The organism is Mesorhizobium sp. 2RAF45, assembly GCF_052115225.1.
In the GTDB taxonomy this organism is placed as follows: Bacteria; Pseudomonadota; Alphaproteobacteria; order Rhizobiales; family Rhizobiaceae; genus Mesorhizobium; species Mesorhizobium jarvisii.
This window is the reverse complement of the sequence record NZ_JBFRGG010000004.1, coordinates 362,332-388,414: the sequence shown is the minus strand read 5'-3', so window position 1 is coordinate 388,414 and position 26,083 is coordinate 362,332. Positions and strand designations below refer to the sequence as shown.

32 protein-coding genes are annotated in these 26,083 nt (G+C 62.2%); 20 read left to right on the top strand and 12 right to left on the bottom strand.

Translation table 11 applies throughout. The features are described from left to right. Window positions 1-7: 7 nt before the first annotated feature. Window positions 8-262: a DUF2171 domain-containing protein gene (locus AB4Z43_RS14895; RefSeq protein ID WP_010909112.1), complete on the bottom strand. Its 255-nt coding sequence runs from the start codon at window positions 260-262 to the stop codon at window positions 8-10. A gap of 131 nt (window positions 263-393) precedes the next feature. Here AB4Z43_RS14895 and AB4Z43_RS14890 point away from each other — a divergent pair, with 131 nt between their 5' ends. From AB4Z43_RS14890 to purB, 3 genes are all read left to right on the top strand, one after another. Beyond that, on the top strand, window positions 394-1,119 hold the full coding sequence (locus AB4Z43_RS14890; RefSeq protein WP_038646442.1) for a DUF2259 domain-containing protein: 726 nt from the start codon (window positions 394-396) through the stop codon (window positions 1,117-1,119). Beyond that, window positions 1,116-1,628, top strand: a complete 513-nt coding sequence (locus AB4Z43_RS14885) for a hypothetical protein (protein WP_441938105.1) — start codon at window positions 1,116-1,118, stop codon at window positions 1,626-1,628. Before AB4Z43_RS14890 ends, AB4Z43_RS14885 begins: the two co-directional genes overlap by 4 nt. Window positions 1,629-1,786: 158 nt before the next feature. Then, entirely contained in the window at window positions 1,787-3,094 is a 1,308-nt protein-coding gene (gene purB / locus AB4Z43_RS14880) for an adenylosuccinate lyase (protein ID WP_038646437.1), read from the top strand. 79 nt (window positions 3,095-3,173) lie between these two features. On the opposite strand, the gene AB4Z43_RS14875 is transcribed toward purB, so the two are convergent. Then, window positions 3,174-3,986, bottom strand: a complete 813-nt coding sequence (locus AB4Z43_RS14875; protein WP_027046773.1) for a VOC family protein — start codon at window positions 3,984-3,986, stop codon at window positions 3,174-3,176. 245 nt (window positions 3,987-4,231) lie between these two features. Here AB4Z43_RS14875 and AB4Z43_RS14870 point away from each other — a divergent pair, with 245 nt between their 5' ends. Both AB4Z43_RS14870 and AB4Z43_RS14865 read left to right on the top strand, forming a co-directional pair. Further along, window positions 4,232-4,780, top strand: coding sequence for an RBBP9/YdeN family alpha/beta hydrolase (locus tag AB4Z43_RS14870; protein WP_441938102.1), 549 nt, complete (start codon window positions 4,232-4,234; stop codon window positions 4,778-4,780). Window positions 4,781-4,946: 166 nt separating this feature from the next. Then, complete coding sequence (locus tag AB4Z43_RS14865) at window positions 4,947-6,125, top strand: acyltransferase family protein (RefSeq protein WP_441938100.1); 1,179 nt, start codon at window positions 4,947-4,949, stop codon at window positions 6,123-6,125. A 38-nt stretch (window positions 6,126-6,163) separates the two neighbouring features. On the opposite strand, the gene AB4Z43_RS14860 is transcribed toward AB4Z43_RS14865, so the two are convergent. Both AB4Z43_RS14860 and AB4Z43_RS14855 read right to left on the bottom strand, forming a co-directional pair. Then, window positions 6,164-6,937 (bottom strand): HpcH/HpaI aldolase family protein, encoded by a 774-nt coding sequence (locus AB4Z43_RS14860; RefSeq protein WP_441938098.1) that lies wholly within the window; start codon window positions 6,935-6,937, stop codon window positions 6,164-6,166. A 164-nt stretch (window positions 6,938-7,101) separates the two neighbouring features. Continuing rightward, complete coding sequence (locus AB4Z43_RS14855; protein ID WP_010909104.1) at window positions 7,102-7,422, bottom strand: DUF1476 domain-containing protein; 321 nt, start codon at window positions 7,420-7,422, stop codon at window positions 7,102-7,104. A gap of 275 nt (window positions 7,423-7,697) precedes the next feature. Between AB4Z43_RS14855 and purC the strand changes: the two genes are divergently transcribed. The 7 genes from purC (at window position 7,698) to AB4Z43_RS14820 (ending at window position 11,500) form a co-directional block, all read left to right on the top strand. Further along, window positions 7,698-8,492, top strand: a complete 795-nt coding sequence (gene purC, locus AB4Z43_RS14850) for a phosphoribosylaminoimidazolesuccinocarboxamide synthase (RefSeq protein WP_010909103.1) — start codon at window positions 7,698-7,700, stop codon at window positions 8,490-8,492. A gap of 43 nt (window positions 8,493-8,535) precedes the next feature. Then, window positions 8,536-8,778: a phosphoribosylformylglycinamidine synthase subunit PurS gene (gene purS / locus AB4Z43_RS14845; protein ID WP_023759521.1), complete on the top strand. Its 243-nt coding sequence runs from the start codon at window positions 8,536-8,538 to the stop codon at window positions 8,776-8,778. A gap of 18 nt (window positions 8,779-8,796) precedes the next feature. Next, window positions 8,797-9,051 carry a hypothetical protein gene (locus AB4Z43_RS14840; RefSeq protein WP_038646196.1) on the top strand — a complete coding sequence of 85 codons (255 nt, stop codon included), beginning with the start codon at window positions 8,797-8,799 and terminating at the stop codon, window positions 9,049-9,051. After that, window positions 9,048-9,716 carry a phosphoribosylformylglycinamidine synthase subunit PurQ gene (gene purQ / locus AB4Z43_RS14835; protein ID WP_441938095.1) on the top strand — a complete coding sequence of 223 codons (669 nt, stop codon included), beginning with the start codon at window positions 9,048-9,050 and terminating at the stop codon, window positions 9,714-9,716. Before AB4Z43_RS14840 ends, purQ begins: the two co-directional genes overlap by 4 nt. A gap of 70 nt (window positions 9,717-9,786) precedes the next feature. Beyond that, on the top strand, window positions 9,787-10,452 hold the full coding sequence (locus tag AB4Z43_RS14830; RefSeq protein WP_027046772.1) for a glutathione S-transferase family protein: 666 nt from the start codon (window positions 9,787-9,789) through the stop codon (window positions 10,450-10,452). Continuing rightward, entirely contained in the window at window positions 10,449-10,856 is a 408-nt protein-coding gene (locus tag AB4Z43_RS14825; protein ID WP_019857786.1) for a hypothetical protein, read from the top strand. The genes AB4Z43_RS14830 and AB4Z43_RS14825 overlap by 4 nt, the downstream gene beginning before the upstream one ends. A 2-nt stretch (window positions 10,857-10,858) precedes the next feature. Beyond that, complete coding sequence (locus AB4Z43_RS14820; protein ID WP_019857785.1) at window positions 10,859-11,500, top strand: Pr6Pr family membrane protein; 642 nt, start codon at window positions 10,859-10,861, stop codon at window positions 11,498-11,500. A 9-nt stretch (window positions 11,501-11,509) separates the two neighbouring features. On the opposite strand, the gene AB4Z43_RS14815 is transcribed toward AB4Z43_RS14820, so the two are convergent. Beyond that, on the bottom strand, window positions 11,510-11,761 hold the full coding sequence (locus tag AB4Z43_RS14815) for a DUF1127 domain-containing protein (protein WP_038646199.1): 252 nt from the start codon (window positions 11,759-11,761) through the stop codon (window positions 11,510-11,512). Window positions 11,762-11,854: 93 nt separating this feature from the next. Between AB4Z43_RS14815 and AB4Z43_RS14810 the strand changes: the two genes are divergently transcribed. The 6 genes from AB4Z43_RS14810 to AB4Z43_RS14785 all read left to right on the top strand — a co-directional run bounded on the left by AB4Z43_RS14810 (window position 11,855) and on the right by AB4Z43_RS14785 (window position 18,433). Next, complete coding sequence (locus tag AB4Z43_RS14810; RefSeq protein WP_441938092.1) at window positions 11,855-13,267, top strand: aminotransferase-like domain-containing protein; 1,413 nt, start codon at window positions 11,855-11,857, stop codon at window positions 13,265-13,267. A 162-nt stretch (window positions 13,268-13,429) separates the two neighbouring features. Further along, window positions 13,430-15,661 (top strand): phosphoribosylformylglycinamidine synthase subunit PurL, encoded by a 2,232-nt coding sequence (purL, locus tag AB4Z43_RS14805; protein WP_441938090.1) that lies wholly within the window; start codon window positions 13,430-13,432, stop codon window positions 15,659-15,661. After that, window positions 15,658-16,182 (top strand): hypothetical protein, encoded by a 525-nt coding sequence (locus AB4Z43_RS14800; RefSeq protein WP_441938088.1) that lies wholly within the window; start codon window positions 15,658-15,660, stop codon window positions 16,180-16,182. The genes purL and AB4Z43_RS14800 overlap by 4 nt, the downstream gene beginning before the upstream one ends. 122 nt (window positions 16,183-16,304) lie before the next feature. Further along, window positions 16,305-16,538: a BolA/IbaG family iron-sulfur metabolism protein gene (locus AB4Z43_RS14795; protein ID WP_010909092.1), complete on the top strand. Its 234-nt coding sequence runs from the start codon at window positions 16,305-16,307 to the stop codon at window positions 16,536-16,538. 153 nt (window positions 16,539-16,691) lie between these two features. Further along, on the top strand, window positions 16,692-17,027 hold the full coding sequence (gene grxD, locus AB4Z43_RS14790) for a Grx4 family monothiol glutaredoxin (RefSeq protein ID WP_019857779.1): 336 nt from the start codon (window positions 16,692-16,694) through the stop codon (window positions 17,025-17,027). A gap of 137 nt (window positions 17,028-17,164) precedes the next feature. Then, complete coding sequence (locus AB4Z43_RS14785; protein WP_019857778.1) at window positions 17,165-18,433, top strand: multidrug effflux MFS transporter; 1,269 nt, start codon at window positions 17,165-17,167, stop codon at window positions 18,431-18,433. Between the two features lie 10 nt (window positions 18,434-18,443). On the opposite strand, the gene AB4Z43_RS14780 is transcribed toward AB4Z43_RS14785, so the two are convergent. The 4 genes from AB4Z43_RS14780 to rpsD all read right to left on the bottom strand — a co-directional run bounded on the left by AB4Z43_RS14780 (window position 18,444) and on the right by rpsD (window position 21,372). After that, the gene (locus AB4Z43_RS14780) at window positions 18,444-18,851 is read right to left on the bottom strand and encodes a hypothetical protein (protein WP_019857777.1); all 408 of its coding nucleotides are present in this window, start codon (window positions 18,849-18,851) and stop codon (window positions 18,444-18,446) included. Between the two features lie 64 nt (window positions 18,852-18,915). Next, a complete protein-coding gene (locus AB4Z43_RS14775; RefSeq protein ID WP_019857776.1) occupies window positions 18,916-19,743 on the bottom strand; it encodes an inositol monophosphatase family protein in 828 nt (275 codons plus the stop codon). Next, complete coding sequence (gene ttcA, locus AB4Z43_RS14770) at window positions 19,733-20,620, bottom strand: tRNA 2-thiocytidine(32) synthetase TtcA (RefSeq protein ID WP_038652570.1); 888 nt, start codon at window positions 20,618-20,620, stop codon at window positions 19,733-19,735. Before ttcA ends, AB4Z43_RS14775 begins: the two co-directional genes overlap by 11 nt. 134 nt (window positions 20,621-20,754) lie before the next feature. Further along, entirely contained in the window at window positions 20,755-21,372 is a 618-nt protein-coding gene (gene rpsD / locus AB4Z43_RS14765) for a 30S ribosomal protein S4 (RefSeq protein WP_013895883.1), read from the bottom strand. A gap of 371 nt (window positions 21,373-21,743) precedes the next feature. On the opposite strand from rpsD, the gene AB4Z43_RS14760 reads away from it, so the two are divergent. Next, on the top strand, window positions 21,744-21,941 hold the full coding sequence (locus AB4Z43_RS14760; protein ID WP_027042433.1) for a hypothetical protein: 198 nt from the start codon (window positions 21,744-21,746) through the stop codon (window positions 21,939-21,941). A 95-nt stretch (window positions 21,942-22,036) separates the two neighbouring features. Here AB4Z43_RS14760 and AB4Z43_RS14755 read toward each other — a convergent pair whose 3' ends face one another. Beyond that, window positions 22,037-22,225: a DUF3008 family protein gene (locus AB4Z43_RS14755; RefSeq protein ID WP_010909084.1), complete on the bottom strand. Its 189-nt coding sequence runs from the start codon at window positions 22,223-22,225 to the stop codon at window positions 22,037-22,039. Between the two features lie 162 nt (window positions 22,226-22,387). Between AB4Z43_RS14755 and AB4Z43_RS14750 the strand changes: the two genes are divergently transcribed. Continuing rightward, a complete protein-coding gene (locus AB4Z43_RS14750; protein WP_202360117.1) occupies window positions 22,388-23,770 on the top strand; it encodes an RNB domain-containing ribonuclease in 1,383 nt (460 codons plus the stop codon). A gap of 81 nt (window positions 23,771-23,851) precedes the next feature. Here the strand turns inward: AB4Z43_RS14750 and murI are convergent, their stop codons facing one another. Further along, complete coding sequence (murI, locus tag AB4Z43_RS14745; protein ID WP_064982745.1) at window positions 23,852-24,640, bottom strand: glutamate racemase; 789 nt, start codon at window positions 24,638-24,640, stop codon at window positions 23,852-23,854. Then, window positions 24,633-25,544 (bottom strand): RNA methyltransferase, encoded by a 912-nt coding sequence (locus tag AB4Z43_RS14740; RefSeq protein WP_441938081.1) that lies wholly within the window; start codon window positions 25,542-25,544, stop codon window positions 24,633-24,635. The genes murI and AB4Z43_RS14740 overlap by 8 nt, the downstream gene beginning before the upstream one ends. Window positions 25,545-26,083 lie beyond the last annotated feature (539 nt).

Here is a 26,083-nt window from a genome sequence, read left to right as displayed (position 1 = left end):
CGATCGATCAGACCGGATCGGATTTTTCTTCCTCGAACGTCACCGCCACGTCGGAATTCGCTGACAGCCACACCTTCTTGCCATCGACTTCTGCAACCAGGGCCAGAGGAATGTAGTGGTGATGACCTTTGTGAGCGCCCTCGCCGCTGTCGGCCTTGGTCAGCTTGATGCGCTGGCCGTCGACCTTGTCGACAGTGCCGAGATGCACGCCATCGGCGCCCACGACTTCCATATGCTCACGAATTTTGCTGGTGTCGGTCATGGTGGTTCTCCATTGGGACTGCCGACAATAACAAATGACGAGCCGATTGGATGCATCGGCTTCGGCCTGCACGACGTTTTGATTTCGACGTGCTAGGGATTGCAACGATCACGGCTGCGGGAGTGAAAAAGATGCGGATGCTTTTCCTGTTTGCCATCTCCCTGGCAGTACAGCTTTCAGCGTCGATCGCCGTCCAGGCCGGCGATGTCGCCGAGCTTGAAATCCTTGGCTTCAGCAAGGATGGCGGCGTGTTCGCCTTCGAGGAATACGGCGTCCAGGACGGGTCGGGCTTCCCCTATGCCAACCGCTATTACATCGACACGAGCACCGACAGCTTTCTCAAGGGCACGCCGATCAGGGTCCGGCTCGACGACGAGAACGCCAAGCTCGACGCGGCGCGCCTCCAGGCCCGGCAAAAGGGCGAGGCCATTGTCAGCCAGGCCGAGTTGAGCGCCAACCGCGGCATCACCGCCGGCTTCAACCCGGTGACCGAGCTTTCGGCCGATCCGCACCGCATGGCGGTCAATCCGCGCCCTATCTTCTCTCCGGTCGACCAACCGCTCGAGTTTCGGCTGGACGAGATCGGCATGAACAACACCGAAGGCTGCGACAGTCAGGGCGAGATCAATGGCTTCCGGCTGCTGCGCATCGAAGCGCAGGATGGCGGCACCACCAAATTGCTGCATGAGGACAAGTCTATCCCCAAAAGCCGCGGCTGCCCGAACGGCTACCGCATCGGTGCGGTCCAGACATTCTCCATGGATAGCCTCAGCGCCTATGCGGTGCTGATCGCTGTGCGCCAATATGGCTTCGAGGGTCCGGACTTCCGCTGGATCGCCGTGACCGGCCGCCTGTGACACCGTACGCCGCCACACTCAACGTGAACTACGTCCGCCGCGCCTTGCCAGGGTGGCGCGCGACGCTTTTCGGGTCGTTCTTGTGGGCCGCAACCATGGGCACGAGCGCGCTCATCAACCTGTTGCTGGATAATTGGGTGACTCCGGAGAAAATCCACACCGTGTCGCTGCTGTTTGCGGGCGGCGGCGCGCTGGCCTTTCCGGTCGGCCTGTTCGCGGCACGGCTGGTCTCGCTCGGAAGGGGCCGGGAGGTCGCCTTCGCGGCGGCAATGGTGTGCCTTGCCGCCGCGACGATCGGGCTGACCGCCGGGTTCTATGCCTTGCAATACCGGTCGTACTATGCCGAATGGCATGCACCGGTCTTCACCCTCACCTGGGGGTTTCAGCTCGCCTTCACGATGGCGGTGGCGTCCTACCAGTTCATGGTGCTGGGCATCAGGCTCTATTTTCCGCTTGGGTTCATCGCCTTGTTTGCCGCCAGCCTCTGGTTTGCACAGCAGCGGCGTTGAGCATTTTGTCTGTCTCTGTTAGGAGGCGGGCTAACCTTGAGCGGTTCAGCGCTTGGTAAAACCGCCGACCCGCTCTAACTCCTTCTTTTTCGCAATTCCTGTGGGAAAACCGCTGCACACTTTTCCTGGAATTGCTCTAGACACATCAGGACTGACCGATGATCCCTCGCTATTCCCGGCCGGAAATGGTCGCCATCTGGTCGCCCGAAACCCGGTTTCGCATCTGGTTCGAAATCGAGGCCCATGCCTGCGACGCGCTGGCCGAACTCGGCGTCATCCCGAAGGAAGCGGCAAAGACCATCTGGGAAAAGGGCGGTGCCGCGAAATTCGACGTCGAGAAGATCGACGAGATCGAACGGGTCACTAAGCATGACGTCATCGCCTTCCTCACACATCTTGCCGAGTTCGTCGGACCGGATGCGCGTTTCATCCACCAGGGCATGACGTCTTCGGATGTCCTGGACACCTGCTTTGCCGTCCAGCTTACCCGCGCCAGCGACATTCTGCTCGCCGACATTGACGGCCTGCTTGCCGCGCTCAAGCGCCGCGCCTTCGAACACAAGGACACCGTTACCATCGGCCGCAGCCACGGCATCCATGCCGAGCCGACAACCTTCGGCATCAAGCTGGCGCAGGCCTATGCCGAATTCTCGCGCTGCCGCGAGCGGCTGGTGCACGCGCGCGAAGACATCGCCACCTGCGCCATATCAGGGGCAGTCGGCACCTTCGCCAACATCGAACCCTATGTCGAGGAGCATGTCGCGGCAAAGCTAGGGCTGAAGCCGGAGCCGGTATCGACGCAAGTGATCCCGCGCGACCGCCACGCCATGTTCTTTGCCACGCTCGGCGTCATCGCCTCGTCGATGGAGCGGCTGGCGACCGAGATCCGGCACCTGCAGCGCACCGAGGTGCTGGAAGCGGAAGAGTATTTTTCGCCGGGCCAGAAAGGCTCGTCGGCAATGCCGCACAAGCGCAATCCGGTGCTGACGGAAAACCTCACCGGCCTTGCCCGCATGGTGCGCTCCATGGCGCTGCCTGCGATGGAGGATGTGGCGCTCTGGCACGAGCGCGACATCTCGCACTCCTCTGTCGAGCGCATGATCGGGCCGGACGCCACGGTGACGCTGGATTTCGCGCTGTCACGCCTGACCGGCGTCGTCGACAAGCTGGTCGTCTATCCCGAGAACATGCTGAAGAACATGAACAAGTTCCGCGGCCTGGTGCATTCGCAGCGCGTCATGCTGGCGCTGACGCAGGCCGGCCTGTCGCGCGAGGACTCCTACCGGCTGGTGCAGCGCAACGCCATGAAGGTGTGGGAGCAAGGCGCTGATTTTCTTGAGGAACTTTTGGCCGACAAGGAAGTCACCGCCGCGCTCCCCGAGGCGGAAATTCGCGAGAAATTCGACCTGGGCTACCACACCAAGCACGTCGACACGATCTTCAGGCGGGTGTTTGGGGAGGCTTGAGAACCTAAACGCGCCAAAGAAAAAGGCCCGCCTTTCCGGCGGGCCTTTTCGTATCCGAACCTGCGAGGGACAAAGCCGATCACGCCTTTCCAGGAACGGTCCTGATCACCGTGCCCCAGGGATCCTCACGGGTCGTTTCGCCGGTCACATTGTCCGAACGCATCTCGACCCAGGCGAGGCCCGAGCGCGACGGGTCGCGACGGCCGGCGCCGGCGCTCTGCCAGGCATTGGCGCCGATGTGATGATGGTAATGGCCTGACGACAGGAACACTGCCTGACCGCCATATCTGGCCACCGTGTCGAAGCCGAATTCCTGGTTCCACCAGGCTTCCGCCTCTTCCGGCCTGCCGACACGCAGATGGACATGGCCGACAATGCTGTTTTCGGGCGCGCCTTGCCAGCCTGCATCGCCGGCCGGCACTTCGCCGACGACAGCCGGAATGTTGAGCCGTTCGGTCGCCATGGCGATCTTGTCGCCGTTCCATTTCCAGTCCTGCGGTCGACGGTCGGCATAGATCTCGATGCCGTTGCCTTCGGGGTCGGTCAGGTAGAGCGCTTCGCTGACCAGATGGTCGGACGCACCCTCGATGGCGATCTTGTCTGATATGGCGTGGTTGATCCAGCGGCCGAGATCGGCACGGCTGGGCAGCAGGAAGGCCGTGTGGAACAGGCCGGCGCTGCGCGGATCGTCCGGTTTGGCGGAAGCATCCGGCTCAAGGACCAGCAACGGACGGCTGCCGGCGCCGAGCGTGATCGCGCCATCGGCACGGCTCAATTCCTGCAGGCCGACAACCCTGCGGTAATAGGCGGCGAGGCTTTCGGCATCGCGCGCCTTCAGCCCGACGCGGGCAACGCTCACCGGCGTGGTGGCGGCAAATGGCAGTTCGCTCATCGTAATCTCCATTGCGGCAACGCTTGATGAAGCTCCCAATGCCAGGAGCCCGGCGCCGCCGATCATTGTACGTCGTGTCAGCGCCAAAATCCCGGTCCTCCACGGCTGTTTCTCTCCCAACGACAGATCGTCGATCGCGATCGTTCACACAAGACGGCGAAAAGCGAACATGGTGTTCACCATTACGAGCAGGAACGCGTCCATCAACGGTTGCATGAGGCAATCGCGCTCGCTATCTCAGCGCCATGAAAGTCAAAGATGCAGATATCCTGATCGTTCCGGGCTACACCAATTCTGGGCCCGAGCATTGGCAAACCCGCTGGCAATCGAAACTGTCGACGGCGCGTCGCGTCGAGCAGGCAGAGTGGTCGAAGCCGGTGCGCGAGGACTGGACGGCGAGCGTGGCCAAAGCGGTCAACGAGGCTGAGAGGCCGGTGGTCATCGTCGCGCATTCGTTAGGGGTGGCTGCGGCCGTGCAGGCCATCCCGCAATTCGTCAAACCGGTCGCCGGCGCCTTCTTCGTGGCGCCGCCCGATGTCGCCAACCCAGGGATCAAGCCGAAGCACCTGATGACCTTCGGCCCCTACCCGCGCGAGCCGCTGCCTTTTCGGTCGATCGTGATCGCCAGCCGCAACGACCCGTTCTGTGCCTTCGATGTCGCCGAGGACATAGCCGGCGCCTGGGGTTCGCTGTTCATCGATGCCGGCGAGACCGGCCATCTCAACCAGGATTCCGGCTTCGGCCCTTGGCCCGAAGGCTCGATGACCTTCGCCAAGTTCCTGACGGATCTGTGATTCAGACCCAAAGTCGACGCACAGAGTCCCCGAAGAAACCCCCGAGCTCCAATAAACAATAATTTAAGGTGGCTCGCGATACTTCTTATACGCGGCGAACTCTGTTCACCGCGTATATGCGATATTGCTCAATAACAATTCTTCACGCTCAAACGAAGGTAAGCGCTTGCGCAAGGACGCTTCACTCGAATTTTTGAGGGGTGCTGCAGCGCTGGTCGTTTTGAATGGGCATATTTTGCGTGCTTTCGCCCCGTCGGCGGCGGGCGGAGACGGAGACAACGCCGCGCAATCCCTCAAGACAAGTCTGGCTTTCATCGCCTTCAATGGCGGCTCTGCCGTCTACTTGTTTTTCGTCCTCTCTTCCTATGTGCTTGTGAAGCGCTATTTCCAGTCCCGCGAAGCGCAAGATCTGCTGCTGGGTGCGATTAAGCGTTTGCCTCGTCTGGCGGGACCAGTGCTTGTCACGGTTCTGGCATCCTGTTTCATCTTCAAGCTCGATCTGTATTTCTTCAAGGATGCCGCTGCGGTCACCCAATCCGAGTGGCTGAGCAGATTCGGCAATGCTTCAAGGGTGCTCTCGCCGGAGACAGCGAGTTTCGCCGATGCGTTCCAGCAAGGAGCCTGGCGGACGTTTATCTACGGCGACAAATATTATGACAGCAGCCTGTGGACCATGACGGTCGAGTTCTGGGGGAGCATGTTGACTTTCGCCCTCGCCCCCATCGTCTTTTTCCTCCTGGGCCGCTGGACGCTGCTTTCCTGGTTCTGCATAGCAACAGGCGTGTTCCTGGCACTGCAAGTCAGCTTCTTCTTTTGTGCCTTTCCGGCCACCCTCATGCTCTATCCGCTTCTCGCCATGGGTTTGCGCCCGAATCGCTGGGTAAGAGGCGCCATGGTGATCGTTTCCCTCGCGCTGCTGGGCTATGCGGGGAGTGCTGTCGGCATATACCGGCCCTTTGCGCTGCTTGAGACCGCGGTTTCTGATGATGTCGGCCTGAGGCAAGCCTGCGTGGCGATCCCGGCAAGCATCATGTTGGTCTACGCTATGCTAAGTGTGGACGAGCCTCCAGCATGGCTCTCGAGCAAGGCGGCACGTTTCCTGGGCGACCTGTCTTTCCCGCTCTACCTCGTGCATCTCCCCGTTATCTGCTCACTGGCATCATGGGTTCTGCTGGCCAGCGGTTCCACCGCACTTGGTGCCGCCGCCGCCATGCTGGGTTCGATCCTCGCGGCGTTGCCGCTCGTGATCTTCAACAACTGGTGGGTCCAGGTGCTCGGCGCCCTGTTCAACAGGTTCAGGCGCGGCGGCCCTATCGCCGCGGCGCCTGCTGCGGCGAGCGCCTGACCGCCCGGCGCCGCGACGGCGGCTCGTCCGGTTCGGGTTCAGGCTCCGATCGAATCCTTGATATCTTTCAACAGTGTCTTTGCCCCCAATGAAATCAACGCATGCTCGGACCCGGTGGCGAGCAGGCGATAGCCCATCGAGACGACACGGCCGGCAATTGCTGGTTCAACGACATAGATCGCGGCATGTTTTCCGGCCTTGCGGGTGCGCTCGGCCACCGCCGCCACCGTCTCCATCATGCTCTCCAGCGTCGAACTGACCGTGGCGCCATTGGTCCAGGCGATCGAGAAATCCGACGGCCCAAGGAAGATGCCGTCAATGCCGGGCGTGTCGAGAATGTCGTCGAGCGCGTCGAGCGCGGCGCGCGTCTCGACCATGGCAAAGGCCATCGTGCGCTGATTGGTGTCGCGCAGCCATTCGGCATAGTCGCCCTTGCCGTGGCGCGGAAAGGCGTAGGTGGGGCCCCACGAGCGCTCGCCGAGCGGTGGATATTTCATTGCCGCGGCGAACAGTCTTGCATCAGCCACCGAATTCACCATCGGCGCGATCACCGCCTCGGCGCCGAAATCGAGCGCCCGGCTTGCCATGTCGAAACGTCCAACCGGGATGCGCACCAGCGCCGGCTTGTTTGCGGCAAGCACGGGCATAAGACCGCGCAGCACGCTGTCCTCGTGATGACCGCCATGCTGCATGTCGAGCGTGATGGCATCGAAGCCCTGTTTGGCGAGGATCTCGACGGTCAGGGCATCCGGCACTCCGGACCAGGCGGTGACCAGCGTTTCATCGGCGGCAAGGCGGGACTTCAGGGACATCTAATCTCTTTCCTCGTTAACGTGAACAGTTTCAGCCGGAAACCACGGCGAAGGCAAAGAAAAACCGCCCGGCTTGGCCGGGCGGTCGATTGGTCCAGTCGGTCCTTTGCCGCAGGTTCCGTCGCAAAACCGGGACATTTTTGCGAAACCTGCGTCTTCCCGGATCAGGTGTTCTTGATCTGCTCGATCGCCTGCGCCATCAGTTCGTCCATGGTGCGGCGGATCTGATGGTCAGACTGCTCGACACCGGCGGCATCGAAATCCTTGCGGATCTTTCGGAACACGTCGTGATCGCCGGCTTCCTCGATGTCGGAAACAACGACTTCCTTGGCATAAGCATCGGCGTCGGCACCCGACTTTCCGAGCTTTTCGGCGGCCCACAGGCCGAGCGCCTTGTTGCGGCGCGCCGACGCCTTGAAACGAAGCTCTTCGTCGAATGCAAATTTGCGCTCGAAGCCTTCTTCGCGATCTTTCATGCTGCTCATGGCGTCCCTCCGGGTCAAATCCGATTCGTTGGCAAGAGATATGTGTGTTGCCAAAGCACAAACCAAAAGGTCGCGAGCCGGTCAATACGCTTCGTCATATGCTGCGCTGCGGCATTTCAGTCCCGAAAGCGGTTGATTGGACGGATTTGCCGATTGAGCAAACGTTGTGATTGGGATAGACCCGGCATTGAACCCAACCGTCGCCGCACTAATATAGGCAGACGGACAGGAACTGGTCGCTTGCCGCCTGCCCGCAAATCCAGAGAAAAAATCAGATGAAAAATCGCCGCCGCATTTATGAAGGCAAGGCCAAGATCCTCTATGAGGGCCCGGAGCCGGGTACGCTCATCCAGTTCTTCAAGGATGATGCGACCGCTTTCAACAAGAAGAAACACGAGGTCGTCGACGGCAAGGGCGTGCTCAACAACCGCATTTCCGAGCACATCTTCAACCACTTGAACCGCATGGGCATCCCGACCCACTTCATCCGCAGGCTCAACATGCGCGAGCAGCTGATCAAGGAAGTCGAGATCATTCCGCTCGAAGTGGTGGTGCGCAACGTCGCCGCCGGCTCGCTGTCCAAGCGCCTCGGCATCGAGGAAGGCACCGTCCTGCCGCGCTCGATCATCGAATTCTACTACAAGGCCGACGCGCTCGACGATCCGATGGTGTCGGAAGAGCACATCACCGCCTTCGGCTGGGCAAGTCCGCAGGAAATCGACGACGTGATGGCGCTCGCCATCCGCGTCAACGATTTCCTCTCCGGCCTGTTCATGGGCGTCGGCATCCAGCTCGTCGACTTCAAGATCGAATGCGGCCGCCTGTTCGAGGGCGACATGATGCGCATCGTCGTCGCCGACGAGATTTCGCCGGACTCTTGCCGCCTGTGGGACGTGGCGACGCAAGACAAGCTCGACAAGGACCGTTTCCGCCGCGACATGGGGGGCCTCGTCGAGGCCTACCAGGAAGTCGCCCGCCGCCTCGGCATCATGAACGAGAACGAGCCGCCGCGCCCGACCGGCCCGGTGCTTGTCGCTTCGACCGACGTCGTCAAAGGCAAGCCGCACTGATAGCGGCTTGCGATCCGATACTTAGAACAGGAGCATGTCCAGCGTGATCAAGGCCCGCATTACCGTCACCCTCAAGAACGGCGTCCTCGACCCGCAAGGCAAGGCGATCGAACACGCACTGTCCGGTCTGGGCTTCGGCGGCGTCGGCGCGGTGCGGCAGGGCAAGGTGTTCGACGTCGAACTGGCGGAAAGCGACAAGGCCAAGGCCGAGGCCGATCTGAAAGCCATGTGCGACAAGCTGCTGGCGAATACGGTGATCGAGAACTATAGTGTGGCCATAACCTGAGGTTGTGCCGGAGCCACTATGCCGGAAGTTACGAATGAGCTGATGTTCGAGCTTCTGAAGTGCGTTCATCACGAGATTGCTGAGCTTCGTCAGGATGTTTCTGAAACGAAACGGGAATTGAATGTGATGCGGGGTCACATGGTGGCGACGCAAAGCGATATCCACAACATCTACGGAATTCTCGCCCGTCAGGATGATCGACTCGAACGTATTGACCGCCGTCTCGACCTGCGCGAACTTGCCGAAGCTCAAAGGCCTTTTGAACCAAAATGAAATCAGCCGTCGTCCTCCTGCCTGGCCTCAATCGCGACCGCGACATGATCGCGGCACTGACCAAGATTTCAGGAAAACCGCCGGTTACCGTCTGGCAGACCGACACTGAAATCCCTGACGTCGACCTGATCGCCATCCCAGGCGGCTTCTCCTTCGGCGACTATCTGCGCTGCGGCGCGATCGCAGCGCGCATGCCGGTCATGCGGGCCGTCGCCGAAAAGGCGGCCAAGGGCGTCGCAGTCGTCGGCGTCTGCAACGGCTTTCAGATCCTGGTCGAGGCCGGCCTGCTGCCGGGGGCGCTCATGCGCAACACCTCGCTGAAATTCGTCTGCCGGCCGGTCAAGCTCGAGGTCACCAACGCCAACACCATGTTCACCCGCCGTTACCAGCCGGGCCAGATCATCCGCTCGCCGGTGGCGCATCATGACGGCAATTACTTCGCCGATGCCGAAACTCTTGCCCGCCTCGAAGGCGAAGGCCAGGTGGTGTTCCGCTATGCCGAGGGCACCAATCCCAATGGCTCGATCAACGACATTGCCGGCATCATCAGCGAACAAGGCAATGTGCTCGGCCTGATGCCGCATCCGGAAAACCTGATCGAGGCCGCCCATGGCGGCAGCGACGGCCGGGCGCTGTTCGAAGGCGCGCTCGGTATCGCCGCTTGACGATCTCAGCCGCGAATGCGGCAAGCTTTACACGGACATCGAGTCCATTGCTCTGGGGAGAGAGACGGTCATGAAACTCTATTCGCGGCCGTTGTCGCCCTATTCGTCGATCGTGCGGGCTCTGGCCTATATCAAGGACGTGCCCCTCAAGATCATCGCGCCGCCGCCGGGTTTTCCAATCCCCGAAGCGTTTCGCGCCATTTCGCCGATGAACCGGATTCCGGTGCTGATCACCGGCTCGGGTGAAACCATCGTCGAATCGGTTGTCATCGCCGAATATCTCGAGGAACGGTTTCCGGAACCGGCGCTGCTGCCGCCCGATTCCAAGGACCGCGCGCTGGTACGCATGTTCGCCCGCATCACAGATCTCGACGTACTGACGCCGATGATGAAGCTATTCGAGCTGCATTTCGTGCCGAAGCGCAACAATGCCGAGATCGACGCCCAATTCGCCCGCCTGCATCACGGGCTGGCGGCGATCGAGGCACGCATGGCGCAAGGCCCCTTCGCGCTGGGCAACGACATCAGCTTTGCCGACGCCTGGCTGACGCCGACCCGTTTCATCTTCAACAATTTCCGCGCCATGACCGGTCGCCACGACCTGCTCGACGCCTATCCCAAATTCGATGCCTATCAGCAGATCGCCTCGCAGCATCCGGCCTTGTCGCGGGTCTGGGGCGAGATGACCGACGGCCTGAAGATCTCTCTGACCGAACTCGAGATGGGTGCCGCTTGATCAAGAGCAAGACGATCGTTCTCGTCGCAGCCGCAGGCTTTGCCCTGGCGTCATGCCAATCGACCCCGAAGAGCACGCCGGCGCCCTCAGGCAAAAGTGCGGCACTGCTGGCCATGGAACAAGTGGCGATCGCGGCCCACAAATGCTGGATCGCCAGCAAGGACCCGGCCTTCAAGCAATATCAGATGGCCAATGAACTGAACTCGTTCAGCGGCACGCCGCGTTTCCTTTTGGTGCCGGCCAAGCATTATGGCGGCAAGCCGTTGCTGGTTGTGCAAGCGCAAGGCAATTCGAGCCGCGTCGACGTGTTCGGACCGCTGATGAACGACCCGCTCGGCGCACGCATCGGCTCGGACATTGCCCGCTGGCAGACGGGCAATCCGGCCTGCGCCGCCACCGCCTGAGCATGGGCCGCTTCCTGCAGGTGACGGGTCTGGCCATTGGTCTGGTCGGCCTCGTCCTGCAGTTCTGCATCAGCATCCCAGCGTCGATGGAAGCCGGCCGCAGCCTGCTCGGCTCGATCGTCTTCCTGTTCAGCTTCTTCACCATCCTGACCAACATTGGCGCTGTGCTGGTGTACACATCCCTGCTGTCATCCACCGGCTATGCCTGGCTGCCGGCTTTCGCCGGGCCGCGGATGCGTGCGGGTGTTGCGGTTTCGATCACCGTCGTCTTCATCGTCTATGCCACGGTTCTGGCACGGCTCTGGCAGCCGCAAGGCCTGTTCCTGCTCTGTGATGTGCTGCTGCACTATGTGACGCCAGTCCTGTTCGTGCTGTGGTGGCTGGTAGCAGGGGCCGACGGCAGAACGAGATGGAGCGACATTTCCTGGTGGATGCTCTACCCCATCGCCTATCTTGCCTATGCGCTGGTACGGGCACCGATCGCGGGTGAAGTGCCCTACCCTTTCCTCGATGTCGCCAAGAACGGCGCCGCCAGCGTAGCCATTGCGGCATTGGCCATCACCGCGCTGTTCCTGGTGATCTCTATCATTGCCGCTTTTATCGATCGCGGCATCGGCCATCGCGAGGCCAAAAGGGTCCGTTGAGATTGGCCTCTATTCCCAAAAGCGCCTGATGCCCTCACGATGGGCATCACAGCGAGAGATGCCGATATCCTTGAGCTGATCGTCGGTCATCTCCAGCAAAGCCAGCCGACCGCGCCGGCGCTCCAGCAAATGGCCGATCCATCGTGCCAGCGAGCTGACCAGACGCACCAGACGGCCGACAAAGCCTCGCTGGCCGGCCGGACGCAGCGCCTCACCTGGAACCGCGGCTCTCGAATGGCGGATTGTCGCGATTGTATCCATTTTCTTTCTGCCAAGACTCTCAATTGCACCCATTTTGGTGCGCGATTGATATGTATTGACTCATATTTCGGTGCAATATAGAAAATTGTCACCATGACAAATTGGCTTCCAGATCTGACCGGCGGCGCCGGACCGCTCTACCAACGCCTTGCGGACTCCGTTGAAGCGGGCATCGACCAGGGCGTGATCGGCGCTGGGACAAAACTGCCACCGCAGCGCGACCTCGCCTATGACATCGGCACCACGGTTGGCACGGTCGGCCGAGCCTACCAATTGCTGCGTGAGCGCGGGCTGGTGAGCGGCGAAGTCGGGCGTGGAACCTATGTGCTTGGCCGGCGCGCCGACGGCGTGAAACCGGAGACACCCGACGTCAGCGTGGAAGGCACGCGCTATGTCGATGCGCCCCAGGACAAGCTGCGTTTCGACAGCACGGCGGCGCCCGATGTCGGCCAGGGCGCTATCGTCGCCGAAGTCCTGTCGCGCACCGCGCAGGATCATCCCCATGAAATCTCGAGCTATACGCGCGATTTTCCTGCCCGCTGGTACGAAGCCGGCGCCCGCTGGCTGTCGAGAAACACCTTCCGCCCGGCCGCCGACAGCATCGTTCCGACGCTTGGTACCCATGCCGCGGTGATGGCGGCGATCGCCGCACTCACCACGCCGGGCGACTATGTCGCCTTCGAACACCTCACCTATTCGCAGATCTCGCGTAGCGCCGGACTGATCGGCCGGCGCACGGCGTTGGTGGCGTCGGATGACGAAGGCCTCGACCCGGCCGATTTCGAGCGCGTCTGCGCGCAAAAGCACCCGAGGATGATCTTCCTGATGCCGACGACGCAGAATCCGACCCTGACGACACTGTCCGCCGGGCGCCGCGAGGCGATCGCGCGTGTCGCGCGCGAATACAACGTCATCCTGATCGAGGATGATCTTTACGGCCACCTGACCGACGATCCGACACCGTTGCTCGCTGAATATGCCCCGGAGAGAACCATCGTCGCCGGCGGCCTGTCGAAATCGGTGGCGGCCGGAATTCGCGGCGGCTGGCTCTCCTGTCCTCCCGCCTATCGCCACCGGATCCGCATCGCCCACAAGATGATCACCGGCGGCATGCCCTTCCTGCTGGCGGAGGTGAACACAAGGCTGGTGCTTTCCGGTCAGGCCGGCGATATCCGCAAGCGCAGCATCGCCGAAATCAGCGCCCGCATCGCGATCGTGCGCGAGACCTTGGGCGGCTTCGCGTTCAAGTCACACGACAAGGTGCCCTTTGTCTGGCTGACTTTGCCCGACCCATGGCTTTCCGGCACCTTCAAGAATGCCTGTCTCGAACATGGCGTGCTGATAGACGACGAGGACGAGTTCAAGGCCGGCCGCTCCGAACAGGTCTTTCATGGCGTCCGCTTCGGCACTTCGCAGCCGAAACAGCGGGGCGATGTCGCCGACGGCGTCGCCGTCATCCGCCGTCTCCTCGACGAAGGCCGCGCCGGCTACGACAGCTTCTCCTGAACCTCGAGCGCCTTGGGCGCCTGGGAATACCACCCATTCGGACTGCCCTGTGGCTTTGTCGGGTTTTCGTGCGTTTTTCGCTCGTCGACGGGTGTATCGGCTGCAAAGCTTGCGATAAGAGGGGACTCAAAATCCCCGCTCCATGGACATAAATCACCGCCCATGACCATTTCCAATTCCGTGCCGATCACCCCAGAGCTCATTGCCGCGCATGGGCTGAAGCCCGACGAATATCAGCGCATCCTGGACCTCGTCGGACGCGAGCCGAGCTTTACCGAGCTCGGCATCTTCTCGGCAATGTGGAACGAGCACTGCTCCTATAAATCCTCCAAGAAGTGGCTGCGCACGCTGCCCACGACAGGACCGCAGGTCATCCAGGGGCCGGGCGAGAATGCCGGCGTGGTCGACATTGGGGACGGCGACTGCGTCGTCTTCAAGATGGAGAGCCACAACCACCCCTCCTTCATCGAGCCCTATCAAGGCGCGGCGACCGGCGTCGGCGGCATTTTGCGCGACGTCTTCACCATGGGCGCACGACCGATCGCGGCGATGAACGCGCTGCGCTTCGGCGCGCCTGACCACCCCAAGACCAGGCATCTCGTCGCCGGCGTGGTTTCGGGCGTCGGCGGCTACGGTAATTCCTTCGGCGTGCCGACAGTCGGCGGCGAGGTCAATTTCGACGCCCGCTACAACGGCAACATCCTGGTCAACGCTTTTGCCGCGGGCCTCGCCAAGACCAATGCCATCTTCCTGTCGGAAGCCAAGGGCGTCGGGCTGCCGGTCGTCTATCTCGGCGCCAAGACCGGCCGCGACGGCGTCGGCGGCGCCACCATGGCGTCGGCCGAGTTCGACGACAAGATCGACGAGAAGCGCCCGACCGTGCAGGTCGGCGACCCCTTCACCGAAAAGTGCCTGCTCGAGGCCTGCCTCGAGCTGATGGCCTCGGGCGCCGTCATCGCCATCCAGGACATGGGTGCGGCCGGCCTCACCTGTTCGGCGGTCGAGATGGGCGCCAAGGGCGACCTCGGCATCGAGCTCGATCTCGACAAGGTGCCGGTGCGTGAGGAGCGCATGAGCGCTTATGAGATGATGCTGTCGGAAAGCCAGGAGCGCATGCTGATGGTGCTGCGCCCCGAGAAGGAAAAGGAAGCCGAGGCGATCTTCCACAAATGGGGCCTGGACTTCGCCATTGTCGGCAAGACCACCGACGATCTGCGCTTCCGCGTGCTGCATCAGGGTGACCAGGTCGCCGATCTGCCGATCAAGGATCTCGGCGACAAGGCGCCGGAATATGACCGCCCCTGGATCGAGCCGAAGAAGCCGGCGCCGCTCGCCGCCAACGACATTCCGCAGGCCGATGTTGCCGATGCGCTGCTGAAGCTGCTCGGCGGACCGGACCTGTCGTCGCGCCGCTGGGTCTGGGAGCAGTACGACACGCTGATCCAGGGCAATTCTCTGCAGCTTCCCGGTGGCGATGCCGGTGTGGTGCGGGTGGAAGGCCATGAGACCAAGGCGCTCGCCTTCTCGTCGGACGTGACGCCGCGCTATTGCGAAGCCGATCCCTATGAAGGCGGCAAGCAGGCCGTGGCCGAGTGCTGGCGCAACCTGACAGCCACCGGCGCACTGCCGCTGGCGGCGACCGACAACCTCAATTTCGGCAATCCGGAAAGGCCCGAAATCATGGGCCAGCTGGTCGGCGCGGTGAAAGGCCTCGGCGACGCCTGCCGCGCGCTCGGCTTCCCGATCGTGTCGGGCAATGTCTCGCTCTACAACGAGACCAACGGCCAGGGCATCCTGCCGACACCGACCATCGGCGGCGTCGGGCTGATCGCTGACTGGTCGAAGATGGTGCGCATCGGCTTTGCGGCTGAGGGCCAGATGATCCTGCTGGTCGGCGCGCCAGCCTCCTGGGGCACGCATCTTGGTCAGTCCGTCTATTTCAGGGACATCCATGGCCGCACCGACGGTCCGCCGCCGCCGGTCGACCTCGCGCATGAGAAGCGCGTCGGCGACCATGTGCGCACGCTGATCGCCTCCGGCATCGTCACTGCGGCGCATGACGTTTCCGATGGCGGCATCGCCGTGGCGCTGGCCGAAATGGCGATGGCGTCGGGCATCGGCGCGACTGTTCCCGGCCTTGTCGGCACCGATCCGATCCCCGTGTGGTTCGGCGAGGATCAGGGCCGCTATCTGCTGACGCTGTCGATCGACCCGCATGGCGAGGAATGGGACGCCATCCGCAAGCAGCAGGGCGAACTCGGCATCTTCGCGCCGTGGATCGGCTCGACCGGAGGCGATGCGCTGAAGCTCGGCGATGCCAGGGCAATCCCGGTCAGCGATTTGAAGGCCGCCCATGAAGGCTGGTTCCCGCGCTTCATGGACCAGGCCAGTTGAGCACACTGGCTGCCCGGGCGCTGCTTGCAGTCGTTTTCTGGCCGTCGCTGTTCTTCTTCTGGTTCCTCGGGCCGTTCGTCTTTTTCCTGTTGTCGACAACCTCGAGGGAGGTTTGCCCGCGGCTGGAAACGCGCGCCGAGTTCCTTGACGCGGCCAACGGCACGCTGCCTATGCTGGTGCTGCAGAACCTTATCTATGCGGTTCCGATCGTCTGTCTGGTGTTCTGGAACCGGCTTCTGCCGGACCCGGCACGGGCAAACCGGATCGTCACCTGTATCAAGCTTTTCGCCGTCGCGGCCGTTCTGGGCGCCTTGTGGGAATATGGCTGTTCGCTTGTCTGCGACGGCTATGGCCAACCGTTCTTCTCGCCCGTCTGGCAGATCACCAGCTACCTGCCGATCGCCAATCTTACGGTCAACATCCCCCTCTATATCCTGGTTTTCAGTCTTGGCCGCACCTTCTCGATGCGCGAAGACGACCCAGCGTCCGATGCGGTCGATCCGGAGGAGAATGCGTCCTAGGCGACAATCGCGCCGGCAGCGGATGGAACGGCTTCAATCGCGGCCGGAAAGGCTTTAGGTTTACCCCGACTCTCATCGCAAGGGCGGCCACATTGCCGCCCGCCCGAAATAGGAATTCTGCAATGGCAATGGATGCCCACGACATCGAAAAACTGATCAAGGACGGCATTCCGGACGCCAAGGTGACGATCCGGGACCTCGCCGGCGACGGCGACCACTATGCGGCTGAAGTCGTCGCCGAGAGCTTTCGGGGAAAAAGCCGCGTCCAGCAGCACCAGATGGTCTATGATGCGCTGAAGGGCAATATGGGCGGCGTGCTGCACGCACTTGCGCTGCAGACCAGCGTTCCCGACTGAGGCCGTTCCGGCCAACACCCGCTTGGCCCAAACCCGCCCATCCTTTGCGCCATTTCGGCCATGGCGCGGCTAATGTCTTGTTTCGGGCAACCTATGGGTTTATTTGAAAGACATGCTTCGAGCCTGACTCCCACAGGCGTGAAAGGATATTCCATGAGCGGTATCAACGACTACATCGACAATGAAGTGAAGGGCAACGACGTCGTGCTTTTCATGAAGGGCACGCCCGGTTTTCCGCAGTGCGGTTTTTCCGGACAGGTCGTCCAGATCCTCGACTATATCGGCGCCGACTACAAAGGCGTGAATGTCCTGGATTCGGCTGAACTGCGCCAGGGCATCAAGGACTATTCCAACTGGCCGACGATCCCGCAGCTCTACGTCAAGGGCGAATTCGTCGGCGGCTGCGATATTGTCCGCGAGATGTTCCAGGCCGGCGAGTTGCAGACCTTCCTGGTCGAAAAGGGCGTCGGCGTCAAAGGCGCCGCCTGATTTTGGGCATGTCGTAACGACTGCATTGAACACCGGGGCAGCCCCACCTCGGCAATCTTTATGTCCCGGTATCGGGACCAAGACGAGCCAATGCGCCGGCCCGCCGGCGCGTTTTCGTTTGAGAGATCGGACTTGCCGTGGACCAGCAATCAACAGCGCCGCAATCGGCAAGCAAACTGCCTATTCCGCGCTGGGAGTTCATTGCGCTGTGCGCGGCGCTGATGGCGCTGAATTCGCTGGCCATCGACATCATGCTGCCGGCGCTGCAGCAGATCGGCGCCTCGCTCGGCGTCGAGAATGAAAACCACCGGCAATATGTGGTCACCGCCTACATTCTGGGTTTTGGTGGCGGCCAGCTGTTCTTCGGGCCGATCTCCGACCGGTTCGGCCGCCGCTCGCCGCTCGTCGCCGGGCTGATCATCTATGTGGCGGCAGCCGCCGCCGCCGCCATCGCGCCAAGCTTTGAAACGCTGTTGATGTGCCGCGCCGTGCAAGGCATCGGCGCGGCGGCCACGCGCGTCATCGCGGTCTCGATCGTGCGCGATACGTTCGAAGGCCGGCGCATGGCGGAGGTGATGTCGCTGATCTTCATGGTGTTCATGGCCATACCGGTCATTGCGCCGGGCATCGGCCAGTTCATCATGCTGTTCGCAACCTGGCACTATATCTTCGTTACCATGGCCGTCGGCGCGCTGATCGTGTCGGCATGGTCGCTGCTGCGCCTGCCTGAAACGCTGCGGCCCGAATATCGCCGGCAACTGACGGTTTCCTCCGTCCTCGGCGGATTCCGCATCGTGCTCACCAACCGCATCGCGCTCTGCTACGCCTTTGCCAGCACTTTCATCTTCGCCGCCATGTTCGGCTTCATCGCCTCGGCGCAGCAGATCTATGTCGGCATCTTCAACGTCGGCGAGATGTTCCCGGTCATCTTCGCCGGGGTCGCCGGCGTGCTCGCCTTCTCCAATTTCCTGAACTCGCGGCTTGTCGGCCGCATCGGCATGCGCCGGCTGTCGCAGAGCGCGCTGCTTTTGTTTCTGGTCATCAGCCTGGCCTGGCTGGTGGTTTCGCTGGAAATCAAGATGCCGCTCTGGCTGTTCATCACCTTCTTTGCCAGCGCCATGCTTCCCTTCGGTGCGCTTGGCGCCAATTTCAACGCATTGGCGATGGAGCCGCTCGGCCAACTGGCCGGCACGGCATCGTCCATACTGGGTTTCATGCAGACGTTTCTCGGCGGCATTCTCGGCACGCTGATCGGCCAGGCTTTCAACGGCACGGTGACGCCGCTTGCCGCCGGATTCTGCAGCGTCTCGGTCGCGGCGCTGCTGATGATCCTCATCGCTGAGCGCGGCAAGATGTTCCAGCCGCACAATCCACCCATTTCAGGGCATGTCACCGACCTGCATTAGACCACGTGCGTCAGGATGCACCTACAAGTGCCGCCGTGAATCGAGGCGCAAGCATGCGCCCGGCGATTGCACCGCCCATACTGTCCGAAAAGGGCAATGGCAGCGCATCGTCGAGCGCCTTGAGGATGGATGCCACGAAGGCCCGGCTGAGTTGCGGATTGGTCCCCAGATCCGAATAGGTGGCGCGAGGCTTGCCGATCAGCGTGCCGTTGCGGCGCAGCGAGAACTGCAGCGTCAGCGACATGCCCGCGGTTCCCGCTGGCGGCATCCAGCAGGCATAGATAGCCTCCGACATCTCTTTGAGGGTGTCGACCGGATCGGTGCTGTGGCAGGGGCGCTCTTGCGCGATTGCCGTGTTGGCGCTTGCAAACAAGACGGCAGCGAGAGCCGCCGCGAAAATTGCGAACCGAGGTTTCATCCGAGGGCCTCCGCGAAAGCACCAACTCTTGGGCCGCGCACGGTCAAGCGCCGGCCTCTGGATCCTACCCAGCCCACAGCTCTCGGCGCAACTCCTGCCAGCTTTCAGGATCGGGGGCGACCAGCAGGCCGCCGCCGACATGCGACGGCAGATAGGCTGTGCCGTCGAAGCGCGCGGCATGGCCGCCGGCCTCCGCATGGATCAGCACGCCGGCCAGATGATCCCATGGCATCAGCTTGTTGTAGACGACGAAATGGCCATGGCCGCTCGCCAGCAAGCGGTATTCGTGGGCGGCGCAGCGGTAGTTGAACTGCGACAGCGTCTTGGTCTGGTTGCAGGCCAGCCGCGTGCGGTCGGGCTCGGCCATGTACTGCCAGGAAACCGCGCCGGTCATCTGCGAGATCGGCGCGCTCGCCGCAACCCGCACTGTCTCCAGCGTACCATGCGCATGGCGGATATGACTGCCCGCACCCTTGGCGCCGATCAGCCAGTCCTTGCCGACCGGATCATGGATGATGCCGGCGACCGTCTCGCCCTTGACCACGACGCCGAGCATGACGCCGAACAGCGGCACGCCGGAGGCGAAATTGAAGGTGCCGTCGACCGGGTCGATGACGAAGGCCAGATCGGCGTCGCCCAGGCCATCGAGCAGCGTCGGGTCGTCGGAACAGGCTTCCTCGCCGACAACCATGGCCGAGGGATAACGCTGGCGCAGCCTGGCGGTGATCAGCCGCTCGGCGTTGACGTCCGCTTCCGTCACCAGATCGGCGGCTGAGGTCTTCTGCCTGACGTCGCCATCGCCCAGCCGGCGGAAGCGGGGCATGATTTCGGTGTCGGCGGCCTCGGCCAGCAGGTTGGCCAGCCAGTCGATCGCGTTGTCGTCAAATGTCATCGGATGCGTCTTGTCCTGTGATGAGGGTCTGGTTCAGGGCGGCGAAATCGAACAGTTTCCTGTCGAGCAGATGCGACGGCCTGGTGTTGGACAGGGCGCGGATCATGGTGTCCTTGCGGCCGGGCATGCGCTTTTCGATGTCCTCCAGCATCGCCTTCATGGCGTTGCGCTGGAGACCTTCCTGGCTGCCGCAGAGGTCGCAAGGAATGATCGGGAACCGCATCGCCGCGGCGAATTTTTCGAGGTCGATCTCGGCGCAATAGCTCAGCGGCCGCAGCACCATGACGTCGCCTTCGTCGTTGAGCAGCTTTGGCGGCATGGCGGCGAGACGGCCGCCATGGAACAAGTTCATGAAAAAGGTTTCGAGAATGTCCTCGCGATGATGGCCGAGCACCAGTGCCGAGCACCCCTCCTCGCGCGCGATGCGGTAGAGATGGCCGCGCCGCAGCCGTGAACAGAGCGAGCAATAGGTGCTGCCTTGCGGCAGCTTGTCGGTGACCACCGAATAGGTGTCCTGGTACTCGATGCGGTGGGCAATTCCGTTGGCGTTGAGATAGTCGGGCAGGATGTGCTTGGGGAAATTCGGCTGGCCCTGATCGAGATTGCAGGCCAGCAATTCGACCGGCAGCAGCCCGCGCCATTTGAGGTCGAGCAGCAAGGCAAGCAGGCCGTAGGAATCCTTGCCGCCCGACAGCGCGACCAGCCAGCGCTGTCCCGGCTCCACCATCGCGAAATCCTCGATCGCCTGGCGGGTCAGCCGCAGCAGCCGCTTGCGCAATTTGTTGAACTCGACCGAGGATGGCACATCGGCGAACAGCGGGTGGGAGCCGCCTTCGGCGGTCGGCTCAAGCGTCTCGATGTCTGGCAGCATGTTCATGGCGCGGCGGCCCCGGAATGTAATGTCCGCCCGGATTAGCGCATTGGCCGGAAAATCGAAACGGCAAAGCGGATGCGCCAAACAAAAAGGCCGCCTCGAGGGCGGCCTTTTCGGTATCGCTAAAAAGCGTTCGCTTAGCGCGAATAGAATTCGACGACCAGGTTCGGCTCCATCTGGACCGCGAACGGAACGTCCGCCAGGCCAGGGATGCGCGAGAAGGTCGCGACCATCTTGTTGTGGTCGGCTTCGATGTAGTCCGGTACGTCGCGCTCGGCGAGGCCGACCGATTCCAGGACGATGACCAACTGCTTCGACTTTTCGCGCACTTCGACGACGTCGCCCGGCTTGCAGCGGTACGAGCCGATGTTGACGCGCTTGCCGTTGACGTTGACGTGGCCGTGGTTGACGAACTGACGGGCCGCGAAAATGGTCGGCACGAACTTGGCGCGGTAGACGACCGCGTCGAGACGCGATTCGAGCAGGCCGATCAGGTTCTCCGAGGTGTCGCCCTTGCGGCGGTCGGCCTCTTCATAGACCTTGCGGAACTGCTTTTCCGAAACGTCGCCATAGTGACCCTTCAGCTTCTGCTTGGCGCGCAGTTGCAGGCCGAAGTCGGAAAGCTTGCCCTTGCGGCGCTGGCCGTGCTGGCCGGGGCCGTATTCACGCTTGTTGACCGGGGACTTCGGGCGGCCCCAGATATTTTCGCCGAGACGACGGTCGATCTTGTATTTCGCGGATTCGCGCTTGCTCATCGCATTCCCTTTTCAAAACAACACACCCGGCACCTCATGGTCCGGGTGAAGGAAACGCGCCCTCCTCTGGCCTCCGTTTTCGAGACCTGACAGGGTTTTCCCACGCAACGCGGCGGAAAACCCACGGGACACGTCAGTTCAAACAAAACCAGAAACCAAGGCAACCGGTCTTGCGCATACAAAACAAACACCGGACATCGCTGCCCGGCGTTGGCGGCTGGTTAAACCGAGATTTAACCGGTGTCAAGCTTGTGAGTGGCGCGGCGCAACGCAACCCTATAGCGTTCCCGGCGTTGAGCGATGCCGGATGTGGCGGGAGGTTTGCGCCAACGGCACCAGGAAGGGATCGGAGCTAGAGGAGTCCAATCAGCATGAAGAAGTTCTTCCTTACCTTGGCCGGTGCCGCGGTATTGGCCGGATCGATGGCGGTTGCGCCGGAACCGGCCATGGCGCGCCATTGGCACGGCCATAAACAGGTCTGCCGCATCATCGTGAAGAAAAGGGTGGTGTGGCGGCATGGCCACCGCAGGGTGATCGTCGAGCGGATACGGCGCTGCCATCGCTGGTAAGGCAAAACATCCGCCTAGGGACTTTGCACTAGAAACAAGGCCCGCGGTTCCGCTGCGGGCCTTGTTTGCTTGGGTCGGCGTTTCACGAACGACACTCAGTCTTTCGACTTCTTTTCAGGCAGCCCCTTGCGCTTGGTCTCGGCGAATTCCTCAAGCTGCTTTTCGCTCATGGATTCGTACATTCCTTTGGAAGCGCCTTTGAGCTCGCTCTTTTTCGTCTCGCCGCGCTTGGCGGAGAGTGCGGCGCCGGCGGCTTTCTGCTGGGCTTTCGAGGTGGCTGGCATGGCGGTTCTCCTTTGCTATCAGGCAGGGAAACGCCGCTCTTCGGCGGCGGTTCCAGTGCCGATGGCCCCGTTTCTCGTCCGATCGCCGCCGGTCAGGCAGCGAGCTTTGGCGAATTCGTCGGCAGCCTTCCCGTGTCCGAAACCCTGGTGTAGGACGGCTGCATGAAGTCTCTGACAGACCCCTCACAAGCGCTCTCCACCGGCCTGGCGAAAATCCGCACCGAATTCCACGTGCCGGATGGATTTCCGGCTGACGTGATGGCCGCGGCGGAGGCGGCGGCCAGACGCGTGCCGAACCAGCATGCCGATCGAACGGACATGCCCTTCGTTACGCTCGATCCGGCGGCCTCCACCGATCTTGACCAGGCGTTCTGGATCGAGGCAAGCGGCGGCGATCTTCTCTTGTATTATGCCATTGCCGACGTTGCATGGTTCGTCGAGGACGGCGACGCGCTGGATCGCGAAGCCTGGACGCGAGGCGAGACGCTGTACCTGCCGGACGGCAAGGCAGGGCTCTATCCGCCGGCAATTGCCGAGGGCGCGGCGAGCCTGTTGCCTGACGGACCACGTCCAGCCGTGATCTTCACCGTTCGGGTCGCTGAGGATGGCGCGGTAAAGTTGGACGGTGCGGAGCGGGCAATCATCCAAAGCCGCGCGAAGCTCGCCTATGACAGCGTAAAGGCTTCCGACGTTCCGGCCGACTTCGCCGAAATGGCGCGGCGCATGGCGGCAAACGAAGAGCGTCGCGGCGCGTCCCGCGTCGACCCGCCCGAGCAGGAGGTGGAAAGGCTTGCCGATGGCAGCTTCCGGCTTTCGTTCAGACCGATCCTGCAATCCGAACAAGACAACGCCGCGCTTTCACTGGCCGCCAATATGGCGATCGCCGACGCCATGTTCGCGCACAAGACCGGCTTGTTCCGTGTGATGTCTGGGCCGGATGCTTCCAAGGTGCAGAGACTGCGCAACGCGGCACGGGCGCTCGGTCTGTCCTGGCCGGCCTCAACCAGCCTGCGCGACTACCAGCACACACTCGATCCGGCTGATCCGAAACAGGCGGCGTTGATGCTGGAAATCCGCCGCGCGGGCAATGGCGCGTCCTACCAGCCCTACCAGGAGGGTGTCGTTCCCTGGCATGAGGCGATGGCTGCGACCTATGCCCATGCAACCGCACCACTCAGGCGATTGGCCGATCGCTATGTCGTGCGCTGCGCGCTGGCTATCGCCAACGACCAGCCCGTGCCGCAGGCTGTCACCGATGCGTTCGCCGGACTGCCGAAGGTGATGGGACGTGGGGATGCCCGCGCTTCGCAAATCAACCATGCGGCCATCGACCTTGCCGAGGCGGTGATGCTCAGGGGGCGCGAAGGGGAAACGTTCAAGGCCGTCGTCACCGACTTCGTCGACCATGGCGTGCGCGTTCAGCTTGCCGACATGCCTGTCGTTGCCACCGTAAAGGCCTCCGGTCTCAGGCAGGGCGACGGTGTGACGCTAAAGCTGGCCTCGGCCGATCCGGATCAACGCAGCATCGTCTTCGAACCTGTTTGAGCAGCTGGCGTTCTGCCGCTTGGGTCTTGATTTTATGCATGTCGTTTTGCCAAAACCGAGGTCACTTTTGGGCGACATGCATTAGCTCACGGACAGTCCAAAGCCTTGCATCAGCCGGCCGACGGCGAAATCCGCCTTGCCTGACGTGAAGACGGCGATGTCGGGCTCGCCTTGCGGCAGCGCCCCGTCGACGGGCGGCAAGAGCGAAAGGGCACGCCTTGCGATCGCTTCGGCCGGATCGATCCAGTCGACCGGCCATGGCGCGGTCTTGCGCATGCGGTTGACCAGGAACGGATAGTGCGTGCAGGCCAGCACGACAATGTCGGTCCTGAGCCCCTCATGTTCCATGAAACAGGGCGCGATCTCGGCACGCACGGCTTCCTCGTCGACAAAGCCCTCGCGCATATAGACTTCGGCAAGTCCCGCCAGCCTGTCGCTGCCAACCAGGCGGACATGGCATTTCTGCGCCCATTTGCTGATCAGGTCGCGCGTGTATTGCCGCTTCACCGTACCCGGCGTTGCCAGCACGGAGACCAGACCGGAGCGGGTGCGCTCCGCCGCCGGCTTGACCGCCGGCACGGTGCCGACGAAGGGATGGCCGGGAAATCTCTCGCGCAGCGCATCGATCACCAGCGTCGAGGCGGTGTTGCAGGCAATGACGGAAATCGCAGGCGCAAACCGGTCGAGCAATTTGGCGAAGAGTTCGAGTATGTGGGTGCGCAGTGCCGGTTCTTCCCAGGCGCCGAAGGGAAAGGCCGCATCGTCCGCGACATAGACGAAGCGCCGGTCCGGCATCAGCACGCGCGCCTCGCGCAGCACGGTCAGCCCGCCGACGCCGGAATCGAACATCAGGATCGGCTGGTCAGTCATTGTCGGTTCCCTTGCCGCCCAGCGGCGGCGTGTCCTCATCGTCACCCATAGGCTTGTGCGCCTGGCGATCTGCCTCTGCCTTGCCGGCGCGCGCGGCGGCCGGAAGCCGCCTTGGATCATCGCCCGGCGAGCCGTCGCCGCGCGGCATTGCCGGCGAAAATCTGTCAAGCGAGGAGATGATGCCGCGCAGCACCTTCAGCTCCGGCTCGGCAAAGCCGGCGCGCGTCAGCACGGCGCGCAGATTGTCGACCATCTTGGGCTTCTTCGGCGCCGGCCGGAAATAGCCGCGCGCTTCCAATGCGCCTTCGAGATAGGCAAAAAGGCCGTGCAGTTCTTCCTTGCTGGCCGGCTTCATCTGCGGCCCGGTGAAATTGGTCTTGGTCTCGTGCTCGAGGCCGGACTTCATCCACTCATAAGACATCAGCAGCGCGGCCTGTGCGATGTTGAGCGAGGAGAAATCGGGATCGACGGGAAAGGTGACGATCTCGTCGGCGAGCCCGACCTCGTCATTGTAGAGACCGAAGCGCTCGCGGCCGAACAGGATGCCGGTGCGCTGCCCCATGCCATGGCGGGCGCGCAGCACCCTGCCCGCTTCCACCGGCCCGCGCACAGCCTTGAAGCCGTCGCGCTGCCTGGCGGTTGTGGCGAAAACGAAATTCAGGTCGGCAAGCGCCGAGGCCAGATCGTCGAACACCTTCACGGCGTCGATGACATGGTCGGCACGGCTGGCGGCGGCGCGCGCCTTCTCGCTCGGCCAGCCGTCTCGCGGATTGACCAGACGCAGTTCCGACAGGCCGAAATTGGCCATGGCGCGCGCGACCATGCCGATGTTCTCGCCGAGCTGCGGCTCGACGAGGATGATCGCCGGACCGCCGGGGCCACGCTGAAAGTCTGTTCCGGTCATGTGTTCCAGATGATTGCGCTACGAGGTCACCGCGTCCTGCCATATCGATACGGCTTTTTGAAGAGTTGTCGGTGACCTGGCGACAAATAGCCTTGTCTCGCCACCCCTGTGTTTGCGCGAGAAATCCAAATTCGCTCCATCGGCGGGCTCGAGCAAATTGTCACGCGCCCGTACAAGCAGACGAGCCATGTGCTCCTTCTTCTCAAGAGATGGTGGAGATGTGGGCATCGCGGCACTCTTGCGACGACAAGCTATCCAACCCTATACTCCCTGATGGCCCGGCCTTACTCTTCTTATCGGCAACATCTGCCGGTTACAGAAATAACCTATTAGCTATATGTATACCTAAATACAGCGATGCGCCTGGCGCTGTGACATAATCTTAGGAATTTGCAATATCAAAACCGCTTGGGGTCAAGCTGTATCGGAGAATGCATTTTGAAGACGGAGCGTGTCTTGCACGCTCCTGTCATTTATCTATGCCCCAAGCGTCTCGACACGGGTTTTCAATGGCCGACACGGGTGTTGGCCAAACGTCA

Coding starts and splice junctions, on each gene's coding strand:
- rpsD (WP_013895883.1), bottom strand. CDS start 21,372: ATGAGCAAGCGCGAATCCGCGAAATACAAGATCGACCGTCGTCTCGGC.
- AB4Z43_RS14760 (WP_027042433.1), top strand. CDS start 21,744: ATGAAGAAGTTCTTCCTTACCTTGGCCGGTGCCGCGGTATTGGCCGGA.
- AB4Z43_RS14740 (WP_441938081.1), bottom strand. CDS start 25,544: ATGACCGGAACAGACTTTCAGCGTGGCCCCGGCGGTCCGGCGATCATC.
- AB4Z43_RS14820 (WP_019857785.1), top strand. CDS start 10,859: ATGGGCCGCTTCCTGCAGGTGACGGGTCTGGCCATTGGTCTGGTCGGC.
- AB4Z43_RS14750 (WP_202360117.1), top strand. CDS start 22,388: ATGAAGTCTCTGACAGACCCCTCACAAGCGCTCTCCACCGGCCTGGCG.
- AB4Z43_RS14830 (WP_027046772.1), top strand. CDS start 9,787: ATGAAACTCTATTCGCGGCCGTTGTCGCCCTATTCGTCGATCGTGCGG.
- AB4Z43_RS14855 (WP_010909104.1), bottom strand. CDS start 7,422: ATGAGCAGCATGAAAGATCGCGAAGAAGGCTTCGAGCGCAAATTTGCA.
- AB4Z43_RS14895 (WP_010909112.1), bottom strand. CDS start 262: ATGACCGACACCAGCAAAATTCGTGAGCATATGGAAGTCGTGGGCGCC.
- AB4Z43_RS14875 (WP_027046773.1), bottom strand. CDS start 3,986: ATGAGCGAACTGCCATTTGCCGCCACCACGCCGGTGAGCGTTGCCCGC.
- purQ (WP_441938095.1), top strand. CDS start 9,048: ATGAAATCAGCCGTCGTCCTCCTGCCTGGCCTCAATCGCGACCGCGAC.
- AB4Z43_RS14815 (WP_038646199.1), bottom strand. CDS start 11,761: ATGGATACAATCGCGACAATCCGCCATTCGAGAGCCGCGGTTCCAGGT.
- AB4Z43_RS14860 (WP_441938098.1), bottom strand. CDS start 6,937: ATGTCCCTGAAGTCCCGCCTTGCCGCCGATGAAACGCTGGTCACCGCC.
- murI (WP_064982745.1), bottom strand. CDS start 24,640: ATGACTGACCAGCCGATCCTGATGTTCGATTCCGGCGTCGGCGGGCTG.
- AB4Z43_RS14840 (WP_038646196.1), top strand. CDS start 8,797: ATGCCGGAAGTTACGAATGAGCTGATGTTCGAGCTTCTGAAGTGCGTT.
- purL (WP_441938090.1), top strand. CDS start 13,430: ATGACCATTTCCAATTCCGTGCCGATCACCCCAGAGCTCATTGCCGCG.
- ttcA (WP_038652570.1), bottom strand. CDS start 20,620: ATGAACATGCTGCCAGACATCGAGACGCTTGAGCCGACCGCCGAAGGC.
- purB (WP_038646437.1), top strand. CDS start 1,787: ATGATCCCTCGCTATTCCCGGCCGGAAATGGTCGCCATCTGGTCGCCC.
- AB4Z43_RS14810 (WP_441938092.1), top strand. CDS start 11,855: ATGACAAATTGGCTTCCAGATCTGACCGGCGGCGCCGGACCGCTCTAC.
- purC (WP_010909103.1), top strand. CDS start 7,698: ATGAAAAATCGCCGCCGCATTTATGAAGGCAAGGCCAAGATCCTCTAT.
- AB4Z43_RS14755 (WP_010909084.1), bottom strand. CDS start 22,225: ATGCCAGCCACCTCGAAAGCCCAGCAGAAAGCCGCCGGCGCCGCACTC.
- AB4Z43_RS14890 (WP_038646442.1), top strand. CDS start 394: ATGCGGATGCTTTTCCTGTTTGCCATCTCCCTGGCAGTACAGCTTTCA.
- AB4Z43_RS14870 (WP_441938102.1), top strand. CDS start 4,232: ATGAAAGTCAAAGATGCAGATATCCTGATCGTTCCGGGCTACACCAAT.
- AB4Z43_RS14795 (WP_010909092.1), top strand. CDS start 16,305: ATGGCAATGGATGCCCACGACATCGAAAAACTGATCAAGGACGGCATT.
- AB4Z43_RS14780 (WP_019857777.1), bottom strand. CDS start 18,851: ATGAAACCTCGGTTCGCAATTTTCGCGGCGGCTCTCGCTGCCGTCTTG.
- AB4Z43_RS14775 (WP_019857776.1), bottom strand. CDS start 19,743: ATGACATTTGACGACAACGCGATCGACTGGCTGGCCAACCTGCTGGCC.
- grxD (WP_019857779.1), top strand. CDS start 16,692: ATGAGCGGTATCAACGACTACATCGACAATGAAGTGAAGGGCAACGAC.